An 11,722-nucleotide genomic window follows, 5' to 3' on the forward strand; every position below is an offset into this window, starting at 1 on the left:
GCCCCCTCGGTCACAGTCGCTTGACTCCCTTGATGCGTCCGGCCCGTGAGGCGCGGCTCCGGGCGGCCTTGACGCGCAGGCCGCCGCGCTGGGTGCCGATCCTCAGGCCGGTGCCGGTGGAGAGCCAGCCCGAGGCGACGTCGGCGCCGTTGCCCCCGCCGGCGTCGGCGAGCGGGTCGTTCTCCGCGCGGCGGGCCAGCGCCATGATGAGCGGCACCGTGAAGGGCGCGAGGAGCAGGTCGTAGACGGCGGCGGTGAACAGCAGGAACCCCAGGCCGACATGGCGGGCTGCGGTGTCCCCGACGAGGGCGCCGACGCCCGCGTACAGCAGGGTGGAGCCGACGGCCGCCGCGACGACGACGGCCATGGGGCCGGCGGCGGAGGTCAGCCGGCCGTTCTCGGGCCGGGCGAGGCCGACGAGGTAGCCGACGACGCAGAGCACCAGGGCGTAGCGGCCGGCGGCGTGGTCGGCGGGCGGGGCCAGGTCGGCGAGGAGGCCGGCGGTGAAGCCGATGAGCGAACCGCTGACGGGTCCGTACACGAGGGCCAGGCCGACGACGGTGAGCAGGACCAGGTCGGGCACGGCGCCGGGGAGTTGGAGCCGGGCGAGGACGGAGACCTGGACGACCATGGCCACCACGATCAGGGTGGCGGAGAGGAGGATCCGGTTGAACTTCACGGTGTCACGGCCCCCTGGTCCTGGCCCTGGCCCTGGTCCTGCTGGTTCCGGGCCGGGTTCTGCTGGCTCTGCTGCTCGGTGTTCGGCTTCTGTCCGTCGGCGGCCTGCTGCCCGTCCGGCGGTGTCGGCGTGACCGTGACGGTGACGGTCGGCGCGGGCTTCGGCTTCTGCGGCAGGACCGCGTCGCGCGGGTCCGAGCGCGGGGCCTGGACGACGACGCCGACGATGTCGAGCTTGGTGAAGCCGACGTACGGGCGGACGTAGATGTTGCGGGTGAGTCCGCCGCCCGCGGGGTCGACGCGGACGACCTCGCCGACCGGCACGCCGGGCACGAAGGGCTTGTCGGCGCGCGAGCCGAAGGTGACGAGCCGGTCGCCGGGCTTCACCTTGGCCTTGCCGTTGAGGAGCTGGACGAGCAGCGGGCGGTCGCCCTGGCCGGTGGCGAAGCCGAGTTCGTCGGACTTCTCCATGCGCGTGCCGACGGTGAAGTCGGGGTCGTTGGCGAGGAGGACCGTGGAGGTGGAGGGGCCGACGGTGGTGACCCGGCCGACGAGTCCGGAGCCGTTGAGGACGGTCATGTCCCGCTTGATGCCGTCGCGGGCGCCGACGTCGATCGTGACGGTCCAGGAGAAGCCCTGGGCCGCTCCTATGGCGATGACCTGGGCGCCCTTGATGCCGTACTGCCCGGCGCCGGCGGTCTTGAGCATGGTGTCGAGCTCGCGGAGCCGGTTGCGGTTGCGGTCGTCGCTGCCGAGCTTCGCCTTGAGTTCGGCGTTCTCCTTCTCCAGGGCGGCGATGCGGGTGTACCGCTCGCCGGAGTCCCGGACGGCCCCTATGGCGTTGCCGACGGGGTCGACGGCGGCCGCCACACCGTTCTCGACGGGCCCGAAGACCGCGGCTGCGGCCTGCCGGGCACCGTCGACGGGTGACTCCTGTCCGCCGCGGATGTCCACCGTGATCAGTGCGAACGCGATGGCGATCAGCAGCACCAGGAGCAGCCGGCTCTCTCGTGTGTCCCTCACGTGCGGCGGCCGTGCCTTTCCTCGTGGTTCGGTTGTTCGGCTGTGCGGGTGAAGCGCGTGTGCCGGTGAAACTGTGGTGCGGTGGAACGACCGTACGGGTGAGGCGACTGTACGGGTGGTACGCGGGTGCTATCGGCGCGGCTGGGCGTCCAGGACCTGCTGGAGGGCCTCGAACTCCTCGACGCACTTGCCGGCGCCGAGCGCCACCGAGTCCAGCGGGTCCTCGGCGATGTGGATCGGCATGCCGGTCTCGCGGCGGAGGCGCTCGTCGAGGCCGCGCAGCAGGGCACCGCCACCGGTGAGAACGATGCCGCGGTCCATGACGTCACCGGACAGCTCCGGCGGGCACTTGTCGAGGGTGGTCTTCACCGCGTCGACGATGGCGTTGACCGGCTCCTCGATGGCCTTGCGGACCTCGGCGGCGGAGATGACCACGGTCTTGGGGAGACCGGAGACGAGGTCACGGCCGCGGATCTCGGTGTGCTCGTCCTTGTCGAGGTCGTACGCCGAACCGATGGTGATCTTGATCTGCTCGGCGGTGCGCTCACCGAGGAGGAGGGAGTACTCCTTCTTGATGTGCTGGATGATCGCGTTGTCCAGCTCGTCGCCGGCGACCCGGATCGACTGTGCCGTGACGATTCCGCCGAGGGAGATCACGGCGACCTCGGTGGTGCCGCCGCCGATGTCCACGACCATGTTGCCGGTGGCCTCGTGGACCGGGAGGCCCGAGCCGATGGCCGCCGCCATGGGCTCCTCGATGATGTGCACCTGGCGGGCACCGGCCTGCGTCGAGGCCTCGATGACGGCGCGGCGCTCGACTCCGGTGATGCCGGAGGGCACGCAGACGACGACGCGGGGGCGGGCCAGGTAGCGGCGCTTGTGGATCTTGAGGATGAAGTAGCGGAGCATCCGCTCGGTGATCTCGAAGTCGGCGATCACACCGTCCTTGAGCGGGCGCACGGCGACGATGTTGCCGGGGGTCCGGCCGATCATCTTCTTCGCCTCGGAGCCGACCGCGAGGATGCCACCGGTGTTGGTGTTGATCGCGACGACGGACGGCTCGTTCAGCACGATGCCTCGGCCTCTGACGTACACCAGCGTGTTGGCGGTCCCGAGGTCGACAGCCATGTCACGGCCGATGAACGACATTGAGTTCCCCTTGTTTCCCATGGCTGAGAGTGGTGCGGCGTGGAGTTTTCCATCGTAGTGCCGCCCGCACGGATACCGCGCGGTGGTCCGCCTCTGTACAGGTGACGGTAGGACGCGGCGATCCGTTCCCGGGTTCGGCGTTCATATGCGTGGGGGCGACCGAAATTCCTTCGGTCGCCCCACAGGCTGCTGCGTTCGGCTGACTTCTCGTCAGACGAGACCCGGGAAGAAGATCTTCAGCTCACGGGCCGCGGACTCCTCGGAGTCGGAGGCGTGGATCAGGTTCTCCCGGACGATGGTGCCGAAGTCGCCGCGGATCGAACCCGGGGCGGCGGCGATCGGGTCGGTCGGGCCGGCCAGCTGGCGGACGCCCTCGATGACCCGCTCCCCCTCGACGACGAGCGCGACGACGGGACCGGAGGACATGAAGCCCATCAGCGGCTCGTAGAAGGGCTTGCCCTTGTGCTCGCCGTAGTGCTGCTCCAGGGTCTCCTGGTCCAGGTCGCGCAGCTCCAGGGCCGCCAGGGTCCAGCCGGCCTTGCGCTCGATGCGGCCGATGATCTCGCCGACCAGGCCACGGCGGACGGCGTCGGGCTTGAGCAGGACGAGCGTGCGCTGGCTCACGGGGGAACTCCTTCGGAAAAGCGGTGTGCGGGACCTCCGAGGCTACAGGCCCCGCACGCCCCTCGATTACGCAGCGTCAGGCCCTGCCGAGGCCCCGGCGGCCTGCGCGTCCGCCCAGCGGGCCTTGATGTCGTCGATGCGGCGGCCGTAGTGGACGGAGGCCCACCACAGGCCGGCGAAGACCGCGCCGAGGAAGAACATGGTCGGCACGAAGAAGCCGCTGGCGATCAGGGCGATCTGGAGGGCCCAGCCGAGCTGCACACCGCCGGGGCGGGTGATCATCCCGCACAGCAGCACCGAGAGGACCATGGCGATCCCGCAGACCCACCACACGGTGGACGTCGTGAGGCTGTCGTCCTTCATGGCGACGAGTCCGGCGAAGCCGATCACGAAGAACTCGCCGATGAGCGTCGAGGAACAGAGCGTACGCATCGGATCAGCCCCTCCGCAGCAGCAGTCGGGCGTCGCCGACCGTGAAGATCGAACCGGTCACCAGGACACCCGCGCCGCCGTACTCGGCCTCTTCCTCCGCGAGGGTGATGGCCGCCTCGATGGCGTCGGGCAGCCGCGGTTCGACGACGACCCGGTCCTCGCCGAAGACCTCGACGGCGACGGCGGCCAGCGCGTCCACGTCGGTGGCACGGGGGTTGGAGTTCGCCGTGACGACGACCTCCGCGAAGATCGGCTCGAAGGCCTCAAGGAGACCCCGGGCGTCCTTGTCGCCGCTCGTGGAGACCACGCCGACGAGCCGCGAGAAGCCGAAGGCCTCGCGGATCCCCTCCGCCGTCGCCCGCGCGCCGTGCGGGTTGTGCGCGGCGTCCAGGACGACCGTCGGGGAGGAGCGGACGATCTCCAGGCGGCCGGGCGAGGCCACCCGCGCGAAGGCCTGACGGACCGTGTCCAGGTCCAGCGTGCGGGCGTGCTCCGCGCCGATCCCGAAGAAGGCCTCGACCGCCGCGAGCGCCACCGCCGCGTTGTGCGCCTGGTAGGCGCCGTGCAGCGGCAGGAAGACGTTGTCGTACTCGCCGCCCAGGCCGCGCAGGGTGAGGAGTTGTCCGCCGACCGCGACCTCGCGGGAGACGATGCCGAACTCCATGCCCTCGCGGGCGACCGTGGCGTCCGCCTCGACGGCCTTCCTCAGCAGGACCTGCGCCGCGTCCACCGGCTGTTGGGCCATGATCACGGTCGCGCCCTGCTTGATGATCCCGGACTTCTCGCCGGCGATCTCGGCGGTCGTCCCGCCGAGACGGTCGGTGTGGTCCAGGTCGATCGGGGTGACGACGGCGACGGAGGCGTCGATGACGTTCGTCGCGTCCCAGGTGCCGCCCATGCCGACCTCGACGACGGCCGCGTCGACCGGGGCGTCGGCGAAGGCCGCGTACGCCATCGCGGTGAGGACCTCGAAGAAGGAGAGCCGGTACTCCTCCCGGGCGTCGACCAGCTCCACGTACGGCTTGACGTCCTGGTACGTCTCGATGAACCGCTCGGCGGAGATCGGGGCGCCGTCCAGGCTGATCCGCTCGGTGATGGTCTGCACGTGCGGCGAGGTGTACCGCCCGGTGCGCAGCTCGAAGGCGCCGAGCAGGGCCTCGATCATGCGGGCCGTCGACGTCTTGCCGTTGGTGCCGGTGATGTGGATCGAGGGGTACGCGCGCTGCGGATCGCCGAGGACGTCCATCAGGGCCGCGATGCGGGTGACCGAGGGGTCCAGCTTGGTCTCGCCCCAGCGGGTGGACAGCTCGGTCTCGACCTCGCGCAGGGCCTTGTCCAGATCCGGGTCCTCGGGACGGCCGGGCACGGGGTCGCCCTGCGGGGCGCCGCCCCGCGTGCGCAGGGTGCGGCTGCCGGCCTCGATCACCGCCAGGTCGGGGTCGCGGTTCGTCTCGTTGTCGACGATGTCGTCGAACTGGTCATTCGGGTCGCTCGGCTCGCTCACGGGCCCAGTCTACGGAGCGGTACCGACAGGACCATGGACCCACCCCTTTCGGGACCTTCGGTCCACCGTCCGCCGGGCCGGCCGGGCAAACTTGGCGATCATGGACATAGGGATCGACCTCGGCACGGCCAACACACTCCTCTACGCGCGCGGCCGGGGCATCGTGCTCAACGAACCGTCCGTGGTGGCGGTGCGGGAGGGCTCGCGGCACGCGCTCGCGGTCGGTACGGAGGCCAAGGAGACCATCGGTCGTACGCCGGGTTCGATCACCGCGATCCGCCCGCTGCGGGACGGCGTGATCAGCGACTACGAGGCGGCCGAGGAGATGATCCGGCACTTCGTGCGCAAGGCCGTCCCGGGCCGGCGGCGGCCCCGTACCCGAATGGTGGTGTGCGTCCCCAGCGGGGTGACCCAGGTCGAGCGGCGGGCCATCGTGCACGCCTCCCTGTCGGCGGGGGCCCGTGCGGTCCATCTGATCGAGGAGCCGATGGCGGCGGCGATCGGCGCCGGGCTGCCGGTCTCCGACCCGCGCGGCTCGATGGTCGTCGACATCGGCGGCGGTACGACCGAGGTGGCCGTGATCTCGCTGGGCGGGATCGTCACGGCCCAGTCGCTCCGGGTGGGCGGCGACCGTCTCGACGCGGCCGTCATCGACTTCGTCCGCAAGGAGCACTCGCTGCTCATCGGCGAGCGGACCGCGGAGGACGTCAAGGTCGCCATCGGCACGGCGTGGCCGGTGCCGGGCGGCGAGGAGCTGGAGCGGCGGACCTTCACCATCCGCGGCCGGGAGAAGGTCAGCGGGCTGCCCCGGACGGTGGAACTGACGGTGCCGGAGGTACGGGCGGCGCTGGACGAACCGGTGGAGGCGATCATCGCGGCCGTCCGGGTGACCCTGGAGGAGTGCCCGCCCGAGCTGTCCGGCGACGTCATGGAGCACGGCATCGTGCTGACCGGCGGCGGGGCGCTGCTGTCCGGCCTGGACCTGCGGATGGCCTCGGCGACGGGCATCCCGGTCTTCGTCGCGGACGCGCCGCTGGACTGCGTGGCCCTGGGCTCGGGCCGGTGCGTGGAGGACTTCGACTCACTCCAGCGGGTCCTGGGGAAGGCGGAGACGGTCCGCTGAGCGAGGGAGCGCGGTAGCGGTCCGCCGCGCGTCGCCGCGGCGACGCTCAGCGCGTCAGCCCGGTCGGCAGCCCCGCCGTCACCACGTACTCGTCCCGCTCCCGGTGGGCCTTCAGCGTGCCGCCCATGCTGGTGACGCGCTCCTCCATCGAGAGGAGTCCCGTGCCGGTCGAGACCGGGGCGCGGTCCGGTGGGTCCTCCGGCAGCGGGTTGCGGACCTCGATCCGCAGGTCGGGGCCCTCCACCGCGATGGTGACCGCGACGGGCAGGCCGGGCGCGTGCTTCGCCGCGTTCGTCAGGCATTCCTGGACGACCCGGTGGACGGCCGCCTGCCGCAGCGGCGACAGGGCCTTCGCCTCCTCGGCGACCGTCAGTTCCACGGGGCTGCCCATCCGTTCGCTCTCCCCGGCGAGCGCGGCGAGCTCTTCGAGGCCGGGGGTGGCGGTGTCCCGGTCGGCGCGGCGCACGATCGTCTCGTTGAGCATGAGGTGGGCGCGCCGGGCGGTGTCCGCGAGTTCCTCGAAGTCCCGCTGGTGGGCCTCTCCCCTGGCCCGTACGGCGAGGACCTCGGCCCGTACCGCGAGGACGGTCAGCTCACGGCCGACCAGGTCGTGGACGTCCCGGCCGACGGAGATCCGCTCCTCCTGGACGGCCTGCCGGGCGGCGGCCCCGCGCCGCTGAACCTCCAGGGCACGCACGAGGTCCTGCCGGTACGCGGCGATGCCGACGCCCGCCGAGAGGACGCCGATCGGGACGACCAGGCTCAGGAAGTCGCTGAGGGTGTCGCCGTGCCGGGCGGGCCAGCCGGGCGTCTGGAAGAGGCCGTAGGCGACGGCGGCGTACAGCAGTGTCGCGGCGATCGCGGCGCGGCGCCCCCGGTAGCGGCCTATCGAGTACAGCGCGAACTGGATCATGGTCAGCTCGTGCAGCCACCCCATCAGGCCGAGCGCGACGAGGTACGGGAGCCACGGCAGTCGGCGCCGGAACACCAGGGTGGCCGCTCCGGCGGCGAGGACCAGCGTCGCGGTGACCCCGGTGAGGGAGTTGTCGGCGCGGGCGAGCCCCGGCACGTCCAGCACCATCAGACCGAAGGCGCTGAGCGCGGCGACGACGTCGAGGGCGCGGGGCGAGACCGCCCACCGGTCCACGCAGCGGCGCAGTGCGGGGACGGAGGGGAGGCGGTGCATGCCCCCCATCATCCAAGGTCTTTGGTCCCGGCGCCGAGGACCTGAAGTCCCGTCTTGTGTGACATCGGGCACTTCGTCCGCTTTGCAGAAGGGCCCGGAACCGACGAGCGGTTCCGGGCCCTCCTCATGCCGTGGGTCAGGCCTGCGGCAGGCTCGCCAGCTGGGTCTCGATGCGGGCGATGTCCTCCTCCGCCTTGGCGAGGCGGGTGCGGATCTTGTCGACCACGTTGTCCGGGGCCTTGGCGAGGAAGGCCTCGTTGCCGAGCTTCCCGTTCGCCTGGGCCTTCTCCTTCTCCGCCGCGGCGAGGTCCTTCGCGAGGCGCTTGCGCTCCGCGGCCACGTCGATCGTGCCCGACAGGTCGAGCGCGACGGTGGCTCCGGCGACCGGCAGGGAGGCGGTGGCGGCGAAGCCCTCGCCCTCCGGCTGGAGCCGCAGGACCTGCCGGATGGCGGCCTCGTGCGCGACGAGCGGGGTGCCGTCGACGGTGAGGCGGGCCGGCACCTTCTGGGCGTCCTGGAGGCCCTGCTCCTTGCGGAAGCGGCGGACCTCGGTGACGACCCGCTGGACCAGCTCGATCTCCTTCTCCGCGGCCTCGTCGCGGAAACCGGAGTCCTTGGGCCAGTCGGCGATCACCAGGGACTCGCCGCCGGTGAGGGTGGTCCACAGGGTGTCGGTGACGAACGGGACGATCGGGTGCAGCAGGCGCAGCATGACGTCCAGGACCTCGCCGAGGACGCGGCCGGAGACCTTGGCGCCCTCGCCGCCCGCGAAGAACGTGGTCTTCGACAGCTCGACGTACCAGGCGAAGACCTCGTCCCACGCGAAGTGGTAGAGCGCCTCGCTGAGCTTGGCGAACTGGAAGTCCTCGTAGTAAGCGTCGACCTGCGCGACCGTCTCGTTGAGCCGGGACAGGATCCAGCGGTCGGTCGCGGACATCTCGGAGACGTCGGGCAGGGGGCCTTCGATCGTGGCGCCGTTCATCATGGCGAACCGGGTCGCGTTCCAGATCTTGTTGGCGAAGTTCCGGGACGCCTGCACCCAGTCCTCGCCGATCGGGACGTCGACGCCCGGGTTGGCGCCCTTGGCCAGCGTGAAGCGCAGGGCGTCCGAGCCGTACTTGTCCATCCAGTCGAGCGGGTTGACCGTGTTCCCGAAGGACTTCGACATCTTCTTGCCGAACTCGTCACGGACCATGCCGTGGAACGCGATCGTGCGGAACGGCGGCTGGCCGTCCATCGCGTACATGCCGAACATCATCATCCGGGCGACCCAGAAGAACATCAGGTCGTAGCCGGTGACCAGGACGGAGTTCGGGTAGAACTTCTCCAGGTCCGGCGTCTTCTCCGGCCAGCCGAGCGTGGAGAACGGCCACAGGCCGGACGAGAACCACGTGTCGAGGACGTCGGTGTCCTGGGTCCAGCCCTCGCCCGTGGGCGGCTCCTCGTCGGGGCCGACGCAGACCAGCTCGCCGTCGGGACCGTGCCAGACCGGGATGCGGTGACCCCACCAGAGCTGGCGCGAGATGCACCAGTCGTTGAGGTTGTCGACCCAGTCGAAGTACCGCTGCGACATGTCGGCGGGGTGGATGTCGACCCGGCCGTCACGGACCGCGTCGCCGGCGGCCTTGGCCAGCGTCTCGACCTTGACCCACCACTGGAGGGACAGACGGGGCTCCAGCGTCGTCTTGCAGCGCGAGCAGTGGCCCACGGAGTGGACGTACGGGCGCTTCTCGGCGACGATCCGGCCATCGGCGCGCAGCGCGGCGACGATCGCGGAGCGGGCCTCGAAGCGGTCCAGGCCCTGGAACGGACCGTGGACGGTGATCACACCGCGCTCGTCGAGGACCTCGATGGACTCGAGGTCGTGGCGCTGGCCGATGGCGAAGTCGTTCGGGTCGTGCGCCGGGGTCACCTTGACGGCGCCGGTGCCGAACTCCGGGTCGACATGGGTGTCGGCGACGACCGGGATCGTGCGGTCGGTCAGCGGCAGCTTGATCTGCCTGCCGATCAGGTGGGCGTAACGCTCGTCGTCGGGGTGGACGGCGACGGCGGTGTCACCGAGCATCGTCTCGGCGCGGGTCGTCGCGACGACGATGGTCTCGTCTCCCTCGCCGTACTTCATGGAGACGAGCTCGCCGTCGTCGTCCTGGTAGTCGACCTCGATGTCGGAGATGGCCGTCAGACAGCGCGGGCACCAGTTGATGATGCGCTCGGCGCGGTAGATCAGCCCGTCGTCGAACATCTTCTTGAAGACGGTCTGGACGGCGCGGGACAGCCCCTCGTCCATGGTGAAGCGGTCCCGGCTCCACGCCAGCCCCTCACCGAGGCGCCGCATCTGGCCGGCGATCTGACCGCCGGACTCGGCCTTCCACTCCCAGACGCGCTCGACGAAGGCCTCACGGCCCAGGTCGTGGCGGGACTTGCCCTCCTTGGCGAGCTCGCGCTCGACGACGTTCTGGGTGGCGATGCCGGCGTGGTCCATGCCGGGCTGCCACAGCGTCTCGAAGCCCTGCATGCGCTTGCGGCGGGTGAGGGCGTCGATCAGCGTGTGCTCGAAGGCGTGGCCCAGGTGGAGCGAGCCCGTGACGTTCGGCGGCGGGATGACGATGGTGTACGGAGGCTTCTCGCTCTTCGCGTCGGCCTCGAAGTACCCCCGGTCTACCCAGCGCTCGTACAGCGGCCCCTCTACCTCGGCCGGCGCGTAGGTGGTCGGCAGTTCGGTGGTGGGCGCTGTCTGCTGCTGAGTGTTCTCGGTCACGGGGCCAGTTTAGGGGTGTCCTCGCCCTGTCCTGAAACGCTTTGGTTCGGTAACGGTGTGGCCCCCGCCGCACTTCCGCCCCGGCGGTTCCGCCAGGATGTTCGGCAGGCATAAACATCCTGTGAGGGGAACCTGTCGATGAGCTACAACCAGCCGGGACCGTACGGCGGCCAGCCGCCCCAGCAGCCCGGTCCCTACGGCCAGCCGGGCCCCTACGGCCAGCAGCCGCAGCAGCCGGGGCCGTACGGGCAGCCGCAGGCGCCCCAGCCCGGGTACGGCTACCCCCAGCAGGCCCCGCAGGGCGTTCCGCCGCAGCAGCAGCCCCCCTACGGCTACCCGCAGCAGCCCCAGCAGCCCGGCCCGTACGGCCAGCAGCCGCAGTACGGCGCCCCCCAGGGCCCCGGCGGCTATGTGCCGCACCCCCCGGCCCCGAAGAAGTCGAAGGCCGGCTGGATCATCGGCGGGGTGGCGGTGGTCGCGGCGATCGGCGTGGGCGCGTACTTCGTGCTCGGCGGCGGCGGTTCCTCGGTCGCGAACGACGGCCCCCACAAGCTGGTCACGCCGGCCACGGTCCTCGGTGAGTACAAGAAGGCTCCCGACAAGGGGTCCTCCTCCGAGAAGGACTCCCTGAAGGAGGCCGAGAAGAACGGCGTCAAGAACGCCCAGGAGGCCAAGGCCACCTACCAGGTGGAGAACAAGGCCAACCCGCTGGCGAGCAAGATGCTCCAGTTCAACGGCCTCTACGGCGAGATCGACGACCCCGAGGCGGTCGTCGACGCCATCTTCACCGCCACGAAGGCCGAGGCCGACAAGGACAAGGACAAGGCCGAATCCCCGGAGCTGGTCGGCAGCCCGCAGGAGTACAAGCCGTCCGAGCTCGACGGCGCCGTCCTCAAGTGCCAGCAGCTCAAGACCAAGGCCGACGCCGGCACGGGCGCTCCCGCGATGACCATGACGATGTGCGTGTGGGCCGACCACAGCACCGTGGGCATGGTCGTCCCGGTCGACACGGCCTCGCTGCTCGCGGGGAAGGCCGGCTCCGCCGAGGACGCCGCCGCCATCACCGCCAAGCTCCGCAAGGAAGTCCGCGTCAAGGCCTGATCCGGGGCCCGCAGCACGCGGAAGGGGGGGGGCCCCGGCGGGGGGGGGGGGGCGGCGGCGGGGGGGGGGCCGCCGGCGCCAGGCAGGGGGCGCGCCTCGGGGCTGACAACAACGCGGGCCGCGGCGCAAAGAACAGGGACACCG

The 11,722-nt window shown here is 71.1% G+C and carries 10 protein-coding genes; 2 read left to right on the forward strand and 8 right to left on the reverse strand.

The genetic code is table 11. The annotated features are described in order from the left end of the window. Positions 1–10: 10 nt before the first annotated feature. The 6 genes from mreD to folC form a co-directional block, all read right to left on the reverse strand. On the reverse strand, positions 11–679 hold the full coding sequence (gene mreD / locus ABT154_RS32605) for a rod shape-determining protein MreD (protein WP_317873394.1): 669 nt from the start codon (positions 677–679) through the stop codon (positions 11–13). Continuing rightward, entirely contained in the window at positions 676–1,701 is a 1,026-nt protein-coding gene (mreC, locus tag ABT154_RS32610; RefSeq protein ID WP_351861799.1) for a rod shape-determining protein MreC, read from the reverse strand. Before mreC ends, mreD begins: the two co-directional genes overlap by 4 nt. Positions 1,702–1,830: 129 nt before the next feature. Continuing rightward, on the reverse strand, positions 1,831–2,850 hold the full coding sequence (locus ABT154_RS32615; RefSeq protein ID WP_317873392.1) for a rod shape-determining protein: 1,020 nt from the start codon (positions 2,848–2,850) through the stop codon (positions 1,831–1,833). 210 nt (positions 2,851–3,060) lie between these two features. Then, positions 3,061–3,474 carry a nucleoside-diphosphate kinase gene (ndk, locus tag ABT154_RS32620; RefSeq protein ID WP_351861801.1) on the reverse strand — a complete coding sequence of 138 codons (414 nt, stop codon included), beginning with the start codon at positions 3,472–3,474 and terminating at the stop codon, positions 3,061–3,063. Between the two features lie 66 nt (positions 3,475–3,540). Beyond that, positions 3,541–3,906: a DUF4233 domain-containing protein gene (locus tag ABT154_RS32625; RefSeq protein WP_351861802.1), complete on the reverse strand. Its 366-nt coding sequence runs from the start codon at positions 3,904–3,906 to the stop codon at positions 3,541–3,543. 4 nt (positions 3,907–3,910) lie between these two features. Beyond that, a complete protein-coding gene (gene folC / locus ABT154_RS32630; RefSeq protein WP_351861804.1) occupies positions 3,911–5,410 on the reverse strand; it encodes a bifunctional tetrahydrofolate synthase/dihydrofolate synthase in 1,500 nt (499 codons plus the stop codon). A 100-nt stretch (positions 5,411–5,510) separates the two neighbouring features. Between folC and ABT154_RS32635 the strand changes: the two genes are divergently transcribed. Next, positions 5,511–6,533, forward strand: a complete 1,023-nt coding sequence (locus tag ABT154_RS32635) for a rod shape-determining protein (RefSeq protein ID WP_351861806.1) — start codon at positions 5,511–5,513, stop codon at positions 6,531–6,533. A gap of 46 nt (positions 6,534–6,579) precedes the next feature. Here the strand turns inward: ABT154_RS32635 and ABT154_RS32640 are convergent, their stop codons facing one another. Together ABT154_RS32640 and ABT154_RS32645 are read right to left on the reverse strand one after the other, a co-directional pair. After that, positions 6,580–7,719 carry a sensor histidine kinase gene (locus ABT154_RS32640; RefSeq protein WP_351861808.1) on the reverse strand — a complete coding sequence of 380 codons (1,140 nt, stop codon included), beginning with the start codon at positions 7,717–7,719 and terminating at the stop codon, positions 6,580–6,582. Positions 7,720–7,855: 136 nt separating this feature from the next. Then, complete coding sequence (locus ABT154_RS32645; protein WP_351861810.1) at positions 7,856–10,477, reverse strand: valine--tRNA ligase; 2,622 nt, start codon at positions 10,475–10,477, stop codon at positions 7,856–7,858. A gap of 138 nt (positions 10,478–10,615) precedes the next feature. Between ABT154_RS32645 and ABT154_RS32650 the strand changes: the two genes are divergently transcribed. Beyond that, positions 10,616–11,578 carry a flagellar basal body-associated FliL family protein gene (locus ABT154_RS32650; RefSeq protein ID WP_351861812.1) on the forward strand — a complete coding sequence of 321 codons (963 nt, stop codon included), beginning with the start codon at positions 10,616–10,618 and terminating at the stop codon, positions 11,576–11,578. The last annotated feature ends 144 nt before the right edge of the window (positions 11,579–11,722 follow it).

Source organism: Streptomyces sp. NPDC001728 (assembly GCF_040297565.1).
Taxonomy (GTDB): domain Bacteria; phylum Actinomycetota; class Actinomycetes; order Streptomycetales; family Streptomycetaceae; genus Streptomyces.